We start from the raw sequence: 19,878 nt of genomic DNA, 5'->3' as shown, positions 1-19,878 counted from the left end.
CCCATCTTCTTCAAGAGCAGCTACGTCCCTGGATAACGATTTCTAAGCTTTAGAGGGAGTAAAAACTCCCTCTAAATGCAAGAACTCTGTTTATTTTTATCTTATTTATTTATCTCCACTGTTTTCCAAGAACTTAGTAAGAAGAAAACCAAGGTAAACAGTAGCATTATTCCTATTTCATAAGTTAATTTTACAATATTATCTCCAAATAATACTTTTTTAGATGCCTCTATAGCCCAGGTGGTAGGCACAAAATTAGAAATATTTCTTAAAATCTTTGGCATTATTTCTCTTGGCCAAAAACATCCACCTAACATGCAAAATGGAGTTAAAATTAAAGTCCCTATAAGAGAAAATTGTCTTGTGCTTTTAGCTATGCTATTTATAAAGGTACCCAAAGATACTGAAACTAACCCAAATAGTAGCATAATCAAATATAACTGTAAAAACTCGTAACTTAAATCCACCTTTAACATAAATTTTAAACATCCCATTAAAATAGTAATCTGTACAAATGCTATTAATATTCCGCTAAGAATATTTTGAAACATATAACTTTTAATTGTTATAGGAGAGGTAAATATTCGTCCATACATGTTCTTTGCTCTATCTTCCACTATAAAAGAACATCCCATGATTCCAAGGGAAAGTACTCCCATTACTAAAAATCCAAGAACCTGAAGTATCATTGCGTTATTTTCACTACTTTCATTAATAAGCTTATCCGAAACCTTAAGGATACCTTCTTCATAATTCTTTAATCCTTCATAAAATTTACTTTCATCTCCCTCTGATGTATATGCCATGTTATTTATTATATTGCCGTAATTCTCTATAAATATCTTAATAGGAATTTGTGTATTTGTTTCACTTATACTATAACTGTTAATTACAGGATTTTCACCTTTAAACAATTTATCAGTATAGCCTTTTTCTAAATGAATTATATAATCTAAATCTTCATTTATAAGCTTTTCTTTTATATCCTCTTCTTTTACATTATATACTGCAACTTTAGAAAGTTCGCCTAACTTTTCCTTAATAACTCCAGTAACCTTTGTGTTATCTTCATCTATAAATCCTATATTGCTTACCTTTACGTTTGATAACCTAAAAGATACAAAGAGCATCAACATAAGTGGCCAAATTAACATACCCACTAAAGCCATCTTATCCTTTGTTATACGTCTTATATTGTTAATTAATATAGTCATGCTCTTGCCCTCCTCTCAAATATAATTGAAATTAGGAAAAATATTAAAGAAAATCCTAAAAGTATTAAAATAGAATTTCTTATCTCTAGGGCACTACCTTCATATATACTACCAAATATAGCCTTTTGAGCTAAGTAGCTTGGAGAAAGTTTCGTTATCTTTGACAAGATACTACCTGAATCTGGCATATTTATCTTAACATAACCACCTGATACTAAAGTAAATATGGGTACAAGTATACTTATTATTTTACTTACTAATGCTTCTTCCTTAAATATGCTACATATGAGTATTCCTAAAGATATAGAAAATAGAGTAGCTATAAAACATATAAATAAAACTTGCATTATATTACTTCCAAAATTAGCTTTAAAAACAAACTTAGAAAAAAGAACTAAGGTCAGTATCTGCCAACTCATAGAAAATATAGCCCCTATGGTTTTACCAAATACTACATCTAAGGATCTTAAAGGTGATGCCTGAATTCTTCTACCTATTGGCGACATCCTTCCTTCTGCCATAGCCCCTGCTCCATAATTAGCTCCATATAGTATAATCATAACAAGCATTGTAACGGCATAATAATCCATAGCGGAAGGTTTCTTCCCTTTAGAAGTAATAGGGTTATCCTTTAAAACCTCTGTTCTATCAAACTTTATTCTCTCCATATTTATGCTACTCATTGCCTTATAGGCGTTTACCTGTTGAACATAACTTTCTATAATATTTTTAAGAACTATATAACTAAAACTAGAACTATCTTTTCCAACTACCTCTATGAAAGTTTTATCTCCAGCTTTAATCCTTCTACTGTAATCTTCTCCAATATATATTATCCCTTTTACTTCTTTATCCCTTAGAAGTTTTTCTCCTTCTCCTAGTGTGGCTACCTTTCTATAACTTACTATTTCTTTTATCTCTTTGTACTCTAAAAATTCGTCAAATCCTTTTGAATACTCTCCTTCATCTTCATTTACATAGGCTACATTGATTTTATCCATATTATTTATTTCAAACACTGAACTTAGTGCAGTACCTAAAATAGCAATTAAAATTATAGGTAGAAAAATCATATATCCTAAAGTTTTTTTATCTCTTAAAAATCTCTTTACATCGTAATATGCTATAGTCAATATTTTCATATTATAGTCAGCCTCCTTAATCTCTTAATTTTCTTCCAGTAAGAGTTAAAAATACACTTTCCAATGTAGGCTTTTCTATATTAAAGGATAGGATTTCTGCGCCACTCTCTTCTATTATAGTTAATACAGCTGATATACTTATTTTATTTTTTTCCGCTATAATATTTAGCATGTCCCCTTCTAATTCACAATGTTTAATCCCCTCAATAGCCTTTATACCTTCTACCATAGTAAAGTTAGCATTAATAATCTTTACATTTATTCTTTCCTCTGTATAAACAAAATCTTTTAACTCTTCTTTACTACCTAAAGCTATAACTCTTCCCTTATCTAGTATTGCTACATTATTACAAATACTCTCCACTTCCTCCATGTAATGAGATGTGTAAATTATTGTAGCCCCCTCTTCTCTAAGTGTTTTAACAGAATTTAATATATGGTTTCTTGATTGAGGATCTATACCTACAGTAGGTTCATCCATAATTATGAGCTTAGGTCTATGGATTATAGCACAAGCTATATTTAATCTTCTTTTCATTCCACCAGAATATTCTTTAACAATTTGGTCTTTTCTATCCCATATCCCCGTGAATTCAAGTGCTTCCTTAGCAGCTGTTTTTAAAGCACTTCCTTTAAGGTCATATAGTCTTCCAAAAAACATAAGGTTTTCATAAGCTGTAAGTTCTTCATAAAGAGCTATTTCCTGTGGTACTATACCTAAGTTTTTCTTTATATCCATGATCTCATCTTTTATATTTTTTCCAAATATATTTACACTTCCACTATCTACCTTTGTTAAACCTATCATAGAATTTATAAGCGTAGTTTTTCCTGCTCCGTTAGGCCCTAACAGTCCAAATATGTCCCCTTCTTTTATATCTAAATTTAAGTTATCTATAGCAAGCATTTCACCGTATCTCTTAACTAAATTTTTTATTTCAACTATCATATTAAATCCTCCTATTCTTTTCTAATCTCTTAATCTTATACTTATATAATATTTCATTACACCATATATAAATAGTGATATAAATAACAAAAGGCTATGACAAATGTCATAGCCTTTTGTTTATTCAAAATATAAGAACTTATGGAACTTCTGTAGATTTTTCTCTACATCCCATTTTAAATAATATATGCCTTTTATAGTAGCATCACTTTTCAAACCATCATAAGGCACTCTTGTTTCCTTTATATCTTTACTTCCATAAAGTACAATTTTAGGTGCCATAAATAATAATTCATTATAATCTAAACTAGTTTCTATATAGGATGATATATCTGATAATAATTGTGGATAAGAAGTAGGGGATATGTCTTTAACCCTGCTAAATAAGCTTTTTAGAACTCTTCTTTGCCTCTCTGTTCTTTCTTCATCATTCTTTCCTACATATCTTATTCTACAATATGCAACAGCCTGTTGCCCATTTAACCTTTGAACCCCTGCAGCTTTGAGATACTTAGGTTCAGTTTTCTCAATGCTTGCAATCTCCCAAACATAATCATTAAGTAGTTTAAGTTCTTCTTTTTTAACCTCTATATCTACCCCGCCAAAGGCGTCTACAATTTTATCAAGGGAGCCAAAGTCTACCTTTATATAATCTCTTATGTCTAATTTATAATTTTCATTTACAGTTTTTACTGCCAATTCAGGTCCACCATAATGATATGCATAATTAAGTTTGTTTATCTTATCTTTTCCAAATTCTATATAGCTATCTCTCATAAGTGAAGACATCTTTACAGTATTAGAAGTACTATCCAAAGAAAATACTATTATACTATCTGATGCATCCTCTTGTTTGTCTACACCTAATAGCAGTATATTTTTAACATTATGCCTTTTTCCTAAGTCTTCTCCCGCTATGTTGTTCCTATCACTATCTATTTTAAGCTCCTCATCACTTTTAGGTAATTTCACATTCTTTACCTTTTTAAACTGCAAGTACCCAAAATAAGTGAAAAATGCAGAAGAAAACAAAGCCACTATCAATATAAAACAAATCAATCTTCCAAGGAAGCCCCTTTTCTTTTTCTTTCTCATCTGTTTGCACCTCTTTTATTAATCTCATTATAATTATACGCATTAAATCTCATAAAGTTAACTGTTTTAATAAGGAAAGGCTATGTTTTAGCTACCTCTCTTACAATCCTTAACTATAACTTCTAAACTTTAGATCTAAAGTCTTTTCTCTAGAGAATCTATATCCTATATTCAATTATGTTTATTATTTTTCCAGTGCCATCTCTTATTATACTATATAAAGAAAGGTTTGGAATATAGCATTAGGCTATTTAACTCACCTATGCATAATAAACAGATAAAATTCTTTGGAATAAAACAAAACACAGCAATATTTTTCGGCAATATCTTTCACTATAAAACTTTGTTTCACAATTAACTTTTATTATTGAAAATGTTTTCTTATTTTGATATAATACTTATAGTAAAAAAATCTATAGGGGGTAGGATTATGAAGAGCAAGAAATTTTTGAGAAATATAGCTTTAGCTATGACATTAACTCTATCTATTTCAACCTTATTCGCAAAGAAAACCTTTGCAGAAGAAGAACTTGTACCTATACATAAATTTGGTACTAAAGATCCAATTCTACTACATCATAAAGAGATCAAAATACCAAAAAACTTTACTCACCCAAAGGAACAATTTAGAAGCACTTGGGTGTCTACAGTATCTAACTTAGATTTTCCTTCAAAACAAGGTTTAACAGAGGCAGAATTTAAAAAAGAATACTTAAAGGTTCTTGAAGATTTTGAAGCTTTAAATTTAAATGCTGTAACTTTTCAAGTTAGACCTATGAATGACGCTTTTTATAAATCTGATTTAAATCCTTGGTCTGTATTCCTAGCTGGAGAGCAAGGAAAAGATCCTGGTTGGGACCCAATGCCATGGATGATAGAGGAAACTCATAAGAGAAACATGGAATTCCATGCATGGTTCAACCCTTACAGAGTATCTCACGCTTTTGATTGGAAAAAGCCAACGGAACAAGTTCTTGAAGAAGAATTAGCTAAATTGTCTGATGATAACTTTGCTAAAAAACATCCTGAGTATTTAATAAGATTTGATAATAAATTAATATTAGATCCAGCTTTACCTGAAGTTCAAAAATTTGTAGAGGATAGCATATTAGAAGTAGTAAAAAAATATGATGTAGATGCAATACATTTTGATGACTATTTCTATCCTTACAAAGTTACAAGAGAAGGTAATCCTGTAATATTTGGCGATAAAGAAGAGGACAAGTCTTCTTTTGAGAAGTATGGAAAAGATTTTGAGGATATTAAAGACTTTAGACGTGATAATGTTAATAACTTGATTAAAAATATATCTAAATCCATTAAATCAGAAAAACCCTATGTTAAGTTTGGTATAAGTCCTTTTGGAATCTGGGGGCACTATGAGGTTCACCCTGGTGGAAGTCCTGAAGGAGATGGTTCTCATACCCCAGTAGACTCCACCGCTAGTTATGATGATAACTATGCAGACACTAGAAAATGGGTAAAAGAAGGATGGATAGATTATATAACTCCACAAATTTACTGGGCTTTCAGCACTACAGCAGCTCCTTATGGTGAAATAGCTGATTGGTGGGCAGAAGTAGTTAAGGGAACTAACTGTCATCTTTATGTAGGACATCCTAACTATAAACATATAGACGCAAAATGGGACAAGGATTGGCATAACCCAGAAGAAATACCTAATCAACTTAAATTCAATACAATGTACAAAAGTATAAAGGGAAGTTCTTTCTTTAGCTTGAAGCATTTACGTACTAACGAATTAGGTGTTACAGATGTAATGAGAGAACAATACTTTAATACAAAAGCTATAGTTCCAGCTATGCCTTGGATAGATAATAAAGCTCCAAATAGTCCACTAGAACTAGCTGTAAACAAAATCGATTCTGGACTTGAACTAACTTGGAAGGAGGATGCTAATAACGATTCTTCATACTATGTAGTTTATCGTTTTGAGGGAGATAAATTGGGTAACACTAATGACTCCTCAAATATAGTAGCTAAAGTTAGAAGAACAGATAACAACATACAATTTATAGACAAAGACGCTGATAGTTCAAAAGCTTATGTTTATGCTGTAACTTCACTAGATAGAATACACAATGAAAGTGCTGTTACGGAAGTATCCTACAAATTAGATGCTACTCCTGTAACTCCAGATACTGGAGACAAGGATTCTTCTGAAGACAATGCTATGGAAACTCCAGCTGATAGTACTGATTCAACGGATAACACTGGATCAGATAGTACTACTAATAATAACACTACAGAACCATCAAAGATTATAAGTTCAAAGCTTCCAAAGACAGGTTCTCCCATAGGAACTAGTGCTGCATTATTACTTGGACTTACCTCTATACTGGCAGGAACAATATTAAGAAAAAGAAAATAATACCTAGCAAAAGGTAGCAACTATAGACAGTTGCTACCTTAAATTTTTATCCCACGACTACCCGCTCTAATCCTTCCATCTTCTTCAAAGTTGGAATAAAGATCAGCTACCTCCCTGGATAAAGCTTAGAACTCTGTTTATTTATATATATGATAAGCTTCCTTTTTATTCTTAAACTCTTCACTTTCCTTATGCCACTTTTCTAATAAATCCTTGGGATTAAAATCCGTAGTTCTGATTTCATCTGTGCCAGCTAATAAATCTATAAAGTGTCTATTATTAAAATCTTCAGATGTTATCCATTGAAACTTATCCTTATAAGTATTAGCTATATAATGAAGCATATATATTCCTACATCCACGGATCTATATTGTCTCTTATCCGTAACATGAACTTGCACTCCTTCACAAAGTTCTCCTACATTCTTTGAGAAGGTAGGCACAAAGTATATAGGTCTAAACTTTACTCCAGGCAACTTTAAATCTTCCATATACTTGCACAACTTTTCTCCATCTACAAAAGGAGCTCCTATAAATTCAAAAGGTTTAGTGGTTCCTCTACCTTCTGATAAATTAGTTCCCTCAAATAAACAAGTTCCATTATATATTAATGCAGATTCTATAGAAGGCATATTAGGGGATGGGTTTATCCATAATAAGTCTGTATCATCAGCATATTGCACTCTACTCCAGCCCTGAACTTTTACAATCTTTAGATCACAATTTATATTAAATTCCTTATTAATATAAAGAGCCAGTTCCCCAGAAGTTAGTCCATATCTAACAGGTATGGGATATAATCCTACGAAAGAAGAATATTCACTTTTTAGTATATTCCCTTCAACTACCTCTCCACCTAATGGGTTTATCCTATCTAGAACTATAAACTCTTTATTATTTTCAGCACAAGCTTCCATGCAGTAAGCCATGGTATAAATGAAGGTATAATATCTTGATCCTATGTCCTGCATATCAAAAACCATAGTATCTATATCTTCAATCATATCCTTACTAGGCTTTTTATTTTCTCCATAAAGACTATACACTGTAAGTCCTGTCCTTTCATCTATATACGTTCCTACAGTAGCCCCAGCCTGAAGATTACCTCTTATACCATGTTCAGGAGAATAAAGATATTTCAAGTTAAAATTCTTATATAGCACATCTATGGTACTTTCAAAGTTTTTATTAACTCCTGTAGGTGTAGTAACAAGACCTAATTTCTTTCCTTTAAATAAGTCTATGTTTTTTTCTATATTATCAATACCATTTAAAACCTTAAGTTTATTCATATCAATCCCTCCAATAGCTAAGAAAAGCAAGGGCATAAGCCCCTGCTTTATATTATATAAAATTATTTTTACTCTTCTACTGCTCCTTGAGTTTCTTCTTGTATTAATTTAGCTTCATATATCTTGAAGAATGGATAGAATACAGCTAATGATATACAGAAGTTAATAATTGTAAGTACAGCAGCTCTCCAGTCATTTGTAGCAAGGAATGCTTTTACTGGTGAAGGTAATGTCCAAGGTGCCATTACGGATACCTTTTTTACCCATCCAAGACTCATAGCTACATAAGTTGTAACAGTGTTTATTAATGGTCCAACCACAAATGGTATTCCAAGTATTGGATTTAATACTATTGGTGCACCAAATATTATTGGCTCATTTATATTAAATAATCCTGGTATAATAGAGAACTTACCAACTTGTTTTAAGTAGCTTGATTTAGAGAATAAGAATAGTACGCAAAGTGCTAATGTACCACCAGATCCTCCTATCCATACGAATAAGTCAAAGAATCCTTCTGTTCCAATATTAGTTGCAATATCTCCAGCTGCTACAGCTGCCATGTTTTGGTCAAGTAATACAAGCCAAATTGGTCTTAATAATGATCCTATAACTGAAACTCCGTGAACTCCAGATACCCATAGTAAACATATTAATAAAACTGGTAAGAATACACCTAAGAAAGTGTTACCTGCAACATTAACTAGTGGTGAGAATAATTTCATTATAAATGCGTTTATATCAAACTTAAGCATTACTCTTATTATCCATAATATTATAATTATGAGTCCACCAGGTATTAAAGCTTCGAAAGATCTAGCAACAGATGCTGGAACTTGCTCTGGCATCTTTATAGTTATGTTCTTTTCTTTACATAATCTTAGAATTTCAACAGCAAATATCATAGTAAGTATAGCTACAAACATTCCGCTTCCACCAAGATAATTCATTGGTAACATCCATCCAAGAGCTGTACCAGCCTTGTCAGTAACGTTAAGTGGTATGTTTGTCATTAAGAATGCAGCCATAGAAAGAACTCCACCACTAACTCCATCTAAATCATAGGAGCGAGATAATGAATAACCCATTCCATAGGAAGCATAAAGGGCCATAAGACTTACTGTAACCCTAAAAGGTATCATTATATCTCCTATATATGGAGTAATAAATTCCTTCCAAGCGGGTATTGGAAGATTAACAACAACTAAAAAGAAACAACCGATTATGATTAAGGAAATAGTTGATATAATACCATCTCTGATAGCTCTTAAGTGTCTTTGTTCTGCTAATCTAGCCATTGGCGGCATCATTTTTTCTTCAATATATTTCATGAATTTTTCCATACTAAAACAACCCCCATTTAAATACGTATAATGAATTTAAATTATTTAACGATTACATCTAAAGTAAATAACTACTTTTCATATTTTTTAATTATTTCATTTAATACCTTAGGTGCACCAATTGGTGTATATCCCATTGGTGGTATTAATTCTACGGGTACATTGTTTTTCTCACCAAGCTCTTTGAAATAATCAAGTCTATGCTTTACTTGTGGTGCAACTATTACAAGATCAAATCCACCCTTTTGTAGCTCTTCGCGATACTCTGTTGTTCCTATTGCGTTTATTTCAAGAGGAAAGTTTTGCTTTTGAGCTTCTTTTTCAATAGCTTTAACAACTATTGTACTAGACATTCCACCTGAGCATACCATTAATACCTTCATAAAATTACCTCCTATTTATATATTTATATGAACATCAGTGCTTTTTTTTATGCTGCTAATTATACTGACAAAACCTATTACAAAAGCACTGATGAGCTCATCAAAGTTAACTGATAAAAAGGCTTTAAATTATTTTATTGAAAATAATTTTTCACTTGGATTTACTTCAATATCTTTTACTTCTATGTTGTCAACAGTAAAGAAACCATTACCAGCTTTTAATTTTTCTATAAGCTTATTTATATTAGCTTCTTCTCCTTGAAGCTCTATTTCTACAGTTCCACCAGATCCTCTTCTGGTACATCCTGTAAGCTTTAAGGACGATGCATTCATCTGTGCAAAATATCTTATTCCTCCATCTTGTACATTTCCTGATATAACTAATAATTTTCTAACCATTTTATCCTCACCTTCATGTGTTTATTAATTCAATTTTTCAAACCTTATTTTATCCGAAGAATAAATTGATGCTTAAATCTAAAAGACTAAGACTATTTTTCTTCTAGCTTAAATTTTTGCCAAGGTTCGATGTAGTCTAATAGGAATATCTCTTCTTCAGAAATCCTTCCAACTACGTTAGTTCTTCCTGAGTTATCCATATCTTTTAATGCAATTTGAAGTTCTCCTGCATAGTGTCCATATTCTGAAGTATCTATTATTAGATCTCCTCTTTTTATATCTGGAGTATTAAAAGCAACAAATTCATGTCCTCTATATTTAACTCTGCTTTGTGTAGATCTTATAACATAATCCGACACATCACCTCTATTAAAGTGAGCTTCTTCTAATACTATCTTTCTTTCTATCTCAGGAACATTTTCGAAAACCTTACATCCAAGAGTAAGCTTTTCAGAATTAACTTTACCTAAAGCCTTAAGCTCTTCTTCTGATGCAAAAGCATTGGCTATTATTATGTCATCAATAAGTTCTGTAGCCCAAAGATGTTTTGCTTGTACTTCTATAGGCATATTTCTATGTTCTTCTAAAGTACACAATCCTTCTGACACTGGCCATGGACCATATTTTGCTTCACTTGAGGAAACAAAGGCTGCAGTTCTAAGTCCTAACTCTTTAAATTGTTTGCTACATTTTATAAAATGTTTGTAGCTTAAGCCTGTATATCTATGTGGATAAAAGTTATGGCAACCTAAAAGATTTTCCTTCTTAGGGTCAAAACACAATATATTATCCACATATTTTGTTCCATTGCTCATATTAAGCTCTATCTTAAGATCTTGTGGATTGTAAGTCATCTCTGACTCTTCCATACCAGAGAATCCAACATCTAATCTTATACCATACAAACCCATTTCTTTGAAGAAAGACAAGTCCTTATGGGTTATATTTAAACTTGTAAATACTTTAGGGCTTATATCAGCAATGACTTCCATACCAAACTTATTAGCATGAGAAACTATATCTTTAAATTCTGCTAATATTCTTTCTGTATCTCCTTCAACGGAAAGAAGACAGGTAAATATCCTCTTAAAATTATATTTTGCAGCAAGCTCAATATAATTTTTTATCTCTTCATTTGAATTATGCATAGGATAAACTGAAATTCCTAACTTTTTCATTTTACTCCTCCTTACTTTATAGACAAATCCTTAACAGCCATATAGTACGCTCCTTCAGCAGAAGACACTTCATCGTCTATTATTGTAAATTTCTCTATATAAGATTTCATAGTTTTTACAAAACTATCTTTTACAATACTAATCTTTGTTATTATGCTTCCTTTAACAGCTAATTTGGCTTCTCCTTCTATTTCTAAAAGTTTGTATACTTTAAATGTAATTTCGGCCAAATCTTTTCCTGCTTGTTCTAATATTTCTATAGCACTACTTTCTCCTTTCATAGCTTCATCTACTATTACTGGAACTAAAGCAGCTATCTCTCCCTTATTTGAACCATATACAAATTTAACCGCATCTTTTATACTATCCATATTTAACTCATTTAAAAGTGCCTTTGATAAGTTACTGATTTCAAGTCCAGTATCTTTATCTTTAACCATCTTTCTTAATGCTTCTATGGCAATGTGATATCCACTACCTTCGTCACCTAATATATTTCCCCAACCACCGGCTCTAACCATTTTTCCTTTATATTTACCATAACTTATAGAACCTGTGCCTGATATAGTTAATATTCCATCTTCTCCTTTTAAAAGAGCATTTATTGCTAAATCAGCATCACTTACCACTGTTATACTTACAGGAAATCTTTCTGATAGATAACTTTTTATTACACCTTTATTATTACCAGTCTCTGCACCTGCAAGACCTGCATATATATGAACACATTTAGTTTCATCTAAATTTTTCATACACTTTAGTATAGCAATCTCAATATTTTTTAAACCTTCTTCTCTATCTACTACTATATTACCAAATCCAGAGTATCCCCTGCCTATTTCTTCTCCTTGGAGGTTATAAGCTATGGCCTCTGTCTTAGTTCCCCCTCCATCAACACCTATTACATATTCCACGCCAATCAATTCCTTTACTATATTTTGCATTTCATTTCTGCTACTTGCAATTTGAAAATACTTATCTATATAACCTTCTACCTCATAGATGAGCTTATTTTTAATTTCATCTTCCCTAAAACCCTTGTTGGCTAAAACTTCTGTTTTTCTCTCTATGAATCCATCTATGTTGTTTAATAAGCTTCCCATATCTTTATGTGTCTTTAAATCAAATTCAATAACACTGCTATCTACATAATATAGAACTGGGCGTCCTTCTCTTTTATATAACAATTTCATATCTAAGAGTTTTTTAAATTCTCTAGCTACATTTGACCTATGCATGTTAAGCTTTTCAGCCACCTGTGAAGCACTTACTCCCTTAACTCCTCCCAGTATGAATTGTTTTCTACATTCATCTTTAACCACATCATAAACAGCTTCTTGTCTCACTTTTCAACCCGCCTTATGAAGACATTCATCTTTTCTTCTTACTTTTACTTACACCTTTAGTTAAACCCTTAGACTTTTTATCGTCCTTTTTTATAAATGTACTATAATCAACTAAACCTTTTAACTTTTTACTCTCTATCATTATTCTTGTGATTTCAAAGAACATTATTACAAAGAATAAGAATATCAAAAGTAAAATGTTCCAAATTATAGGTGAAATCTCTTTGAATAACATCCTTGGGACTATTAGTATAAGAGGTGAAACCCCTGCAATTACCCATCTATTTACTTTTATCTTATTATTTTTATATAAATAATTTGTAAGTTTTACAGGAACCATTACACAAATAATACCAACAACTATATACAAAGCCCATATTAATATAGCCATCATAGCTTATATTCTCCTTCATTTAGGATTCCCCAAATTATATTCGGGGGAGAAAATAGCCTAAAGACTATTTTACTCCTCTCATTTCTTTATAAAGTTCTATCATTTGTGCTACTAGATATTGCTCTGACATAGCTGTCATTATTTGGTCTTGAGCATGAACTAATAGCATATTTATTTGTACGCCTTCTCCATTTATCTCTTCTTGTATTAACTTAGTTTGAACATTATGAGCTATCCTTGATTCTTCCTCTGATTTTTCCATAAGCTCTTTTGCCTTTTCAAAATCTCCCTCTTTAGCAGATTTTAATGCATCAAATACATATCCTCTAGCTTCTCCAGTGTGAGCGATTATTTCAAATATAAGACCTTCCATTTCCATTAAATCTTTAGCCATTTTAAAACGTCTCCTCCAACCCTAAAATTTAAATTGTGGTAAATATTCTTTATTAATCTCTAATAGATCTTCAACTAGCTTCTCTGCTACCTCTACTGAAGGTACTAATGGATGATTTGCCATAGCTATAAGTGCCTTGCCTTTATCTCCATTAACTGCGGCTTCTATAGCTGGAACCTCATAGGATTTTACCGCTTGAACTACTCCTAGAGCTTCTAGAGGAAGTTCTTCCTTAAGTACTATAGGTGTTGCTCCTCTTCTATCTATTAGACAGTTTGTTTCTATTACACAATCCTTTGGTAATCCGCTTATTGTTCCATGGTTTACAACGTTAACCACATGAACTTCTTTTTTATCATTATATATAGCACTTATTAATGATACTGCTGCATCTGAATAATATGCGCCACCTCTTTTTTCTAATTCCTTTGGTTTTTCTTTTAATTCTTCATCTTTATAAAGTTCAAATAATCTATCTTCAACAGCCTTAACTACCTCTGCCCTTGTACCAGCTCCGCCTTCTGCTGCTGCATTTAATTCTTCTTCTAATAACTTATCTGTCATTAAATAATATCTATGATATGGTGATGGTATAAGTTTAAGTGCTCTTAGATAATCTCTATTCCACTTTATGTCTGGTATGTTTCTCATAGATAAAGATACTCCATCAGTTAACATATCTATCATCTTCATTGTTATATCTTCGCCTTTTAGCCAAACCTTTTTAACCCAAACCAAATGGTTAAGACCTGCATATTCTACATATAAATCATCAAAACTTACATCTAAGATTTCTGCAAAATTCATTCTCATATGGATAGGTACATTACAAAGTCCTATACATTTTACATTAGTATATTTATTTACTGCTTCAGTAACCATACCTGAAGGATTTGTGAAGTTTATTAAAAATGCCTTTGGGCAAATTTCTTCAATGTCTTTACATATATCCAATATAACAGGTATTGTTCTAAGAGCCTTAGCAAATCCACCAGGACCTGTAGTTTCTTGTCCAATTACATTATACTTTAGTGGAAATCTCTCATCTTTAGCTCTTGCTGCTAATCCACCTACTCTAAATTGAGTAACAACAAAATCTGCATCCTTAAGAGCTGCTTTTCTATCTAATGTAAGTTCAATATTAATGTCCAGTCCTGCTTTTTTCACCATTCTCTTAGCTAAACTACCAACTATATTTAATTTTTCTTGACCCGCTTCTATGTCTACTAATACAATCTCTCTTACTGGTAGTTCATCTTTTCTTTTTAAAAAACCTTCTATTATCTCCGGGGTATAACTGCTACCTCCGCCAATAACTACTATTTTAAGCTTATCCATAATAATCCTCCTTCGCTTGTCAGAATATTTCATACTTAAATCCATATCATTAAAATTAATTTCAAACTAAGTTAAAATTAATGTACTTATATATTCTTCATAGCTTATTTTTAAAACTTTATGAAGTATTCACTAAAAAATTCTTAGCAAAATATAAAATAAGTACTTTCTCTTAGAGCAATTTATCATCACATAATATGTTGATACAATTCTACTTTGTTTCGATACACTGTGTGTATCATCTTTAATTTTATAATACACCTTTTTATATTTATTGTCTATATGTAAACGATACTAGGGTTATTATTATGATTTTAATAAAAAATATGCATATTAATAGAATTATTATTAATATGGTTTTCTTATTACTCTGATTACAATAGCTTAAGTTTTATATTTTGATACACTATTACACTTTCCCCTCTTAATTTCATAGATTTTTTAAAATTTATAACAAAAATCATATTTTTCAAGCAACAATGAAAAGCTTTAAATAACGTATAAAAAACCTTTTCATTGTTATTTTTTTATTAAATCCTAATCTTTAATACACCTTCTTTAATCCCCTTAAATAATTGATTTTATTGTGTTTTCAATAGTTATCATCACAACCTCCCCCTAAAAACCTAGTGACTTAAAAACATACTACATCAAAATACATTTCGTTTCTGTATCATTTTATGTAGAATTTTGTTAAAATCTTCTTTTATTTTTGTATTTCTTGTTATATCTGTATCAAACCTTTGAATCATTTAATAATAAATTCAGGAATACCAGTAGCATAAGGAGCTATATCATAAGATTGAAAATATATAACTATGCCATCCTTACTTACATAAAAATCTTGGTCATCTTTTATGCCTTTAAATTCTTCTTTGAAATAGTTATCTGGATTCTTTTTTATAGTATCCATAATCACATTATTTATATATTCCTTGTAATTAAAACCTGGCTCAAACAAAGAGGAAAGCTTAATCTTATCTCCCGTATTTAAATCATAATTAAAACTTACCTTATAAGTCATGCCATGAGCTCCACCAGTATATTGATAATAATTAATAGGTATACTTAATATATTGTTGCAGTTGTAACTTATGTTATAATCATTTTCACCCACATAAGGATTTATTTTATATCCTAACTTTTTAGCATCCTCACTATGCTCTTTAGCTATTTTCTCTATATCATTTTTAAAATTCATACTATATTCCTCTATGTCTTTGTTTACTTTATCTAAAATTTCTTTTTTTATTCCACCTTCTATCTGAGGAAAATTTATCTTTATATCTACAATATCATTAGAGTATTTTAATTCTTTAGTTTTTATTTTTACTGTGTTTTCATTGCATTGACTATTTATATTAATATTCTTTTCTAAATTACTACTATTATTATCATTATTAATCTTATTGGCCTCATATTTATGTTCTACCTTTGTTAAGTCTTCTTTGGTCTTTCCTATATTATCTGTATTTGCTTCCTTGCTGTCTTCTTCTATAAAAAAATCTCCATTTACATTTTTATCCCTACCGTCATCTATTTTTTTATCATTATCTTCACTTATTTCTATATCTAAGCTTTTATAATTAGGTATTCCATTAAATAATACCCTACTGTTTTTTCCATTATAGTATCCTAAAAAAAGTGCACTAAAGATTAAAAAAGTTAACATATAAAGAGCCAATTTCTTTATCATAAAACCCTTCCTTTCTATGTATGATAAAAACCTACTATATTAATAATTAGTGTACCCTTATTAAAATATATTTATTTTAATATTTAATTTGAAAACTACCATTAAAACTTTTTAAATATAATCATAAATTTTGTAATAAAAAATAGACTATATTAAGAGAAATATAAATGTAGTAAAACCAATGTTAATTTTGTTTTTCATGAAATTCTCTCATGTTAAGAGAATTTCATGTTCATATAGATTTTTAAAAATAAAAAGGGGGTTTTCTTGTGAAATTTTTAAGAGGCACCCTAGGATACTGTATTGCCGGAATATTTGTAATGGCCCTTTCAGGACAATTTGCTAAAAAATACGGCATAGGTGGGGGATGGTTTGTATCCTTTATTACTTTAGGAATCCTGTGGTTCATGAATCATTATTTATGCCTTATCCATCACGAGAAAGAGGCTGCTTTCGTAGATATGACTTTAGGCATAGGCATATGCGGTATTATGAGAGATACATTTATCCATGGATCAGAAGCTTTAATTTCATCACTGCCAACTCTTTCTATAGTTATAGCGGGAGGAATACTAGGTGGTCTTGTAGCAAGCCTTATTAAAATAAATATGGCAGATGATAATTAATAACTATCATTATTTTAACTCTATTGTTATCATCCAATTTTAATAAAAAAGAGGTGGTATTAATGACTCTTAAGGCAGCACTTGCAACCATGTGCGGAGGATTTATATTTTCATTTTTAATAGTATTATTATGGAGAAAATTAGTTGATAATTTTGGAGTTTTAGGGATCTTATTTGCAGCAGCATTTATATTCGGTACTACCTGGTGCATTAATCACGGATTAGAAAAGCCAATGATATTTCAAAGCGGTACTGCTTGGGTAGATATGACCTGGGCTTCTGGTGCTGGACTTCTAACAGCCTCTATAGTTACTGGCGGAAAATTTAAAAAGGCTCTCCCTAATATTTTATGTGCAATAGTAGGTGGAATTTTAGCTGGATTTATACTTTCTCTTTTTTTATAGGCTATGTTTTAGAATAATGTTGATAATCTATCAATTTTTAAGGGTAGTCAAAATGACTCCCCTTAACTCATATTAAATATAATTTTAATTTATTATACTTAAGCTCTTCACCTTAAATCCTGTGAAGAGCTTAAGTATTTCTTATGAAAATTAATAAACCTCTTTTTCATAGGAATTTATATTTATGCTATAATAAATATAACTCCTAATCCTATAATTTAATTTGATAATAATTATACAAGGATGTGACATTAATGTATCTATACCAGCGCATAAAATCTGCTTATAATAGTTTTATAAATAACAATATAATAGAAGATTACATAAGAGAAGATATAGCTCTTTCTTGGAAAAGGTGCAGGGAACTAGGGGTAAACCCCTTAGGTGGCATGGGTAGAAAAATTCCTTCTAGTAAAATGAAAGATAAATTAGAAGAAAACAGTGAACTTTTATTTGTAGCTAAACCCATAATGGAGAATATGTATAACATAGTTGCAGGTTCTGGCTTTTCTATAATATTAACAGATAAAGATGGTTGTCTATTAGAAGTTTTAGGTGATGAATCAATAATGGAGAAAAGCTACCAGCTTAACTTTATTAAAGGAACCCTTTGGAGTGAGGCAGAGGTAGGTACAAATGCTATAGGAACTTGCCTTTATCTTGACAAACCTATACAAACTATGGGCGCTGAGCATTATTGTGTAAAACAACATGATTGGTCCTGTTCTGCTACCACAATCCATGATGATAAGGGAAATATTATTGGATGCTTAAATATGTCAGGAAGTTATGAAGGAGCTCATCCTCATACCTTAGGTATGGTGCTAACCGGTGCTTATTCTATAGAAAAACAACTAGCTTTAATAAAGTCAAATAAATTAATAAACGCTACTTTCCAATCTATATCAGATGGAATGATAATCATAAGTAAAGATTTTAAGATATTAAACCTAAATCATAAAGCCGCAGAAACCTTAGGCTATGAAAAAGAAGAATTAATAAATATGAATATAAAAGATATCATAAGGGATGTTTCATTTATAGATAAGATGCTTAATCATTCCAGCACCTACAACAATTTTGACTGTGACTTTTATGATAAAAATAATAATATAATAAAGTGTACAATGAATGCTGTACCTATTTGTAACTATACTTCACACAGTAATATACTTATAACCTTTAGAACCTCCCAAGCTGTTAATAAGTTGGTAAACCAAGTAATTGGTTTTTCAGCCACCTATAGATTTCAAGACATTTTAACTGTAAGCAAATCAATGAAAAAAACCATAGAATACGCAAAAAAAGCTGCCTTAAGTCAGTGTAATGTATTAATTCAAGGGCCTAGTGGCACAGGGAAAGAGCTTTTTGCTCAATCTATTCATAACTATAGCCAAAGGTCAAAAGAACCTTTTGTAGCAGTAAACTGCGCCTCCATTCCAAAAGAACTTATAGAAAGTGAACTTTTTGGATATGAAAAAGGAGCCTTCACAGGGGCTTCTAAAGAAGGTCATGTGGGGAAGTTTGAACTTGCAGATGGTGGAACTATTTTTTTAGATGAAATAGGAGAAATGCCTTTGGATATGCAGTCAAAGCTTTTACGTGTGCTAGATAATAAAAAAATTTGTAGGGTTGGAGGTAACTACGAAAAAAAATTAAATATAAGAATAATTGCAGCCACCAATCGAGACCTTCTAGGTGAAATAAAGAAAAAAAGTTTTAGAGAGGATCTTTATTATAGATTAAACGTTATGAGTATAAAACTCTTACCATTAAGTGAAAGACCTGAGGATATAGAAATTTTATCAAAACACTTTATAAAAAGACTAAACAAAGAACAATTTAACGAAAAACTCCCCAGCCCTAACTATATAGAAAGTCTTAAAAATCATATCTGGTCCGGAAATGTTAGAGAACTTCAAAATGTAGTAGAAAGATCTTATTACCTTTGTGAAGATAATATAATAACAGAAAAATATATAGTTGTAGATGAAAGTAGCAACATAAAAAAAGAAATAACTAACCCGAAAACTCTTTTATCTTTAGAGGAAGTAGAAAAAAATATCATTATAAATACTTTAAAAGACTCTAACCTTAATATGGAGCTAAGCTGTAAAATATTAAAACTCAGTAGAGCTACTCTTTATAGAAGAATGAAAAAGTACGGTATCTCCTTAAAAGAAATAAAAGCAAAATCTTAATTAATGAAAGCACCAGAAAGGTGCTCTTATTAATTACTTATTTCTCATAATTGAGATTTTTTTCTTATTGTATCAAAATTGAGACGGTATTA

Annotated in this window: 18 protein-coding genes; 4 read left to right on the top strand and 14 right to left on the bottom strand. The window is 30.8% G+C overall.

What is annotated here, in order from left to right:
• Positions 1-101: 101 nt before the first annotated feature.
• The 4 genes from KQI89_RS12380 to KQI89_RS12365 form a co-directional block, all read right to left on the bottom strand.
• A complete protein-coding gene (locus KQI89_RS12380) occupies positions 102-1,214 on the bottom strand; it encodes an ABC transporter permease (RefSeq protein ID WP_216457327.1) in 1,113 nt (370 codons plus the stop codon).
• The gene (locus KQI89_RS12375) at positions 1,211-2,356 is read right to left on the bottom strand and encodes an ABC transporter permease (RefSeq protein WP_216457326.1); all 1,146 of its coding nucleotides are present in this window, start codon (positions 2,354-2,356) and stop codon (positions 1,211-1,213) included. The genes KQI89_RS12380 and KQI89_RS12375 overlap by 4 nt, the downstream gene beginning before the upstream one ends.
• A gap of 16 nt (positions 2,357-2,372) precedes the next feature.
• Positions 2,373-3,305: an ABC transporter ATP-binding protein gene (locus KQI89_RS12370; protein WP_216457325.1), complete on the bottom strand. Its 933-nt coding sequence runs from the start codon at positions 3,303-3,305 to the stop codon at positions 2,373-2,375.
• Between the two features lie 120 nt (positions 3,306-3,425).
• On the bottom strand, positions 3,426-4,400 hold the full coding sequence (locus tag KQI89_RS12365; protein WP_216457324.1) for an LCP family protein: 975 nt from the start codon (positions 4,398-4,400) through the stop codon (positions 3,426-3,428).
• 430 nt (positions 4,401-4,830) lie between these two features.
• Here KQI89_RS12365 and KQI89_RS12360 point away from each other — a divergent pair, with 430 nt between their 5' ends.
• Complete coding sequence (locus KQI89_RS12360; RefSeq protein ID WP_216457323.1) at positions 4,831-6,792, top strand: family 10 glycosylhydrolase; 1,962 nt, start codon at positions 4,831-4,833, stop codon at positions 6,790-6,792.
• 137 nt (positions 6,793-6,929) lie between these two features.
• Here the strand turns inward: KQI89_RS12360 and KQI89_RS12355 are convergent, their stop codons facing one another.
• From KQI89_RS12355 to KQI89_RS12310, 10 genes are all read right to left on the bottom strand, one after another.
• Positions 6,930-8,084: an exo-beta-N-acetylmuramidase NamZ family protein gene (locus KQI89_RS12355; protein WP_216457322.1), complete on the bottom strand. Its 1,155-nt coding sequence runs from the start codon at positions 8,082-8,084 to the stop codon at positions 6,930-6,932.
• Between the two features lie 68 nt (positions 8,085-8,152).
• Entirely contained in the window at positions 8,153-9,427 is a 1,275-nt protein-coding gene (locus tag KQI89_RS12350; protein ID WP_216457321.1) for a PTS sugar transporter subunit IIC, read from the bottom strand.
• A gap of 71 nt (positions 9,428-9,498) precedes the next feature.
• On the bottom strand, positions 9,499-9,810 hold the full coding sequence (locus KQI89_RS12345; protein ID WP_032122601.1) for a PTS sugar transporter subunit IIB: 312 nt from the start codon (positions 9,808-9,810) through the stop codon (positions 9,499-9,501).
• A 129-nt stretch (positions 9,811-9,939) separates the two neighbouring features.
• Positions 9,940-10,209 carry an acylphosphatase gene (locus tag KQI89_RS12340; protein ID WP_032122602.1) on the bottom strand — a complete coding sequence of 90 codons (270 nt, stop codon included), beginning with the start codon at positions 10,207-10,209 and terminating at the stop codon, positions 9,940-9,942.
• 92 nt (positions 10,210-10,301) lie between these two features.
• Entirely contained in the window at positions 10,302-11,387 is a 1,086-nt protein-coding gene (locus KQI89_RS12335; protein ID WP_216457320.1) for a DUF871 domain-containing protein, read from the bottom strand.
• Between the two features lie 11 nt (positions 11,388-11,398).
• Positions 11,399-12,733 (bottom strand): N-acetylglucosamine kinase, encoded by a 1,335-nt coding sequence (locus KQI89_RS12330; protein WP_216457319.1) that lies wholly within the window; start codon positions 12,731-12,733, stop codon positions 11,399-11,401.
• 25 nt (positions 12,734-12,758) lie between these two features.
• Positions 12,759-13,127: a hypothetical protein gene (locus KQI89_RS12325; protein ID WP_216457318.1), complete on the bottom strand. Its 369-nt coding sequence runs from the start codon at positions 13,125-13,127 to the stop codon at positions 12,759-12,761.
• Positions 13,128-13,191: 64 nt separating this feature from the next.
• On the bottom strand, positions 13,192-13,521 hold the full coding sequence (locus tag KQI89_RS12320) for a PTS lactose/cellobiose transporter subunit IIA (protein ID WP_246583096.1): 330 nt from the start codon (positions 13,519-13,521) through the stop codon (positions 13,192-13,194).
• Positions 13,522-13,542: 21 nt separating this feature from the next.
• Complete coding sequence (locus tag KQI89_RS12315; RefSeq protein WP_216457317.1) at positions 13,543-14,859, bottom strand: 6-phospho-beta-glucosidase; 1,317 nt, start codon at positions 14,857-14,859, stop codon at positions 13,543-13,545.
• Positions 14,860-15,607: 748 nt separating this feature from the next.
• Entirely contained in the window at positions 15,608-16,555 is a 948-nt protein-coding gene (locus KQI89_RS12310; protein WP_216457316.1) for a DUF3298 and DUF4163 domain-containing protein, read from the bottom strand.
• A gap of 269 nt (positions 16,556-16,824) precedes the next feature.
• On the opposite strand from KQI89_RS12310, the gene KQI89_RS12305 reads away from it, so the two are divergent.
• From KQI89_RS12305 to KQI89_RS12295, 3 genes are all read left to right on the top strand, one after another.
• The gene (locus tag KQI89_RS12305; RefSeq protein WP_216457315.1) at positions 16,825-17,181 is read left to right on the top strand and encodes a Lin0368 family putative glycerol transporter subunit; all 357 of its coding nucleotides are present in this window, start codon (positions 16,825-16,827) and stop codon (positions 17,179-17,181) included.
• Between the two features lie 62 nt (positions 17,182-17,243).
• Positions 17,244-17,585, top strand: coding sequence for a Lin0368 family putative glycerol transporter subunit (locus KQI89_RS12300; protein ID WP_216457314.1), 342 nt, complete (start codon positions 17,244-17,246; stop codon positions 17,583-17,585).
• Between the two features lie 254 nt (positions 17,586-17,839).
• Positions 17,840-19,786, top strand: a complete 1,947-nt coding sequence (locus tag KQI89_RS12295) for a sigma-54-dependent Fis family transcriptional regulator (RefSeq protein WP_216457313.1) — start codon at positions 17,840-17,842, stop codon at positions 19,784-19,786.
• The last annotated feature ends 92 nt before the right edge of the window (positions 19,787-19,878 follow it).

This window comes from Clostridium simiarum (assembly GCF_018919175.1).
Taxonomy (GTDB): Bacteria; Bacillota; Clostridia; order Clostridiales; family Clostridiaceae; genus Clostridium_L; species Clostridium_L simiarum.
The sequence above is the reverse complement of the archived record's forward strand: the minus strand, read 5'-3'. Positions and strand labels throughout refer to the sequence as shown.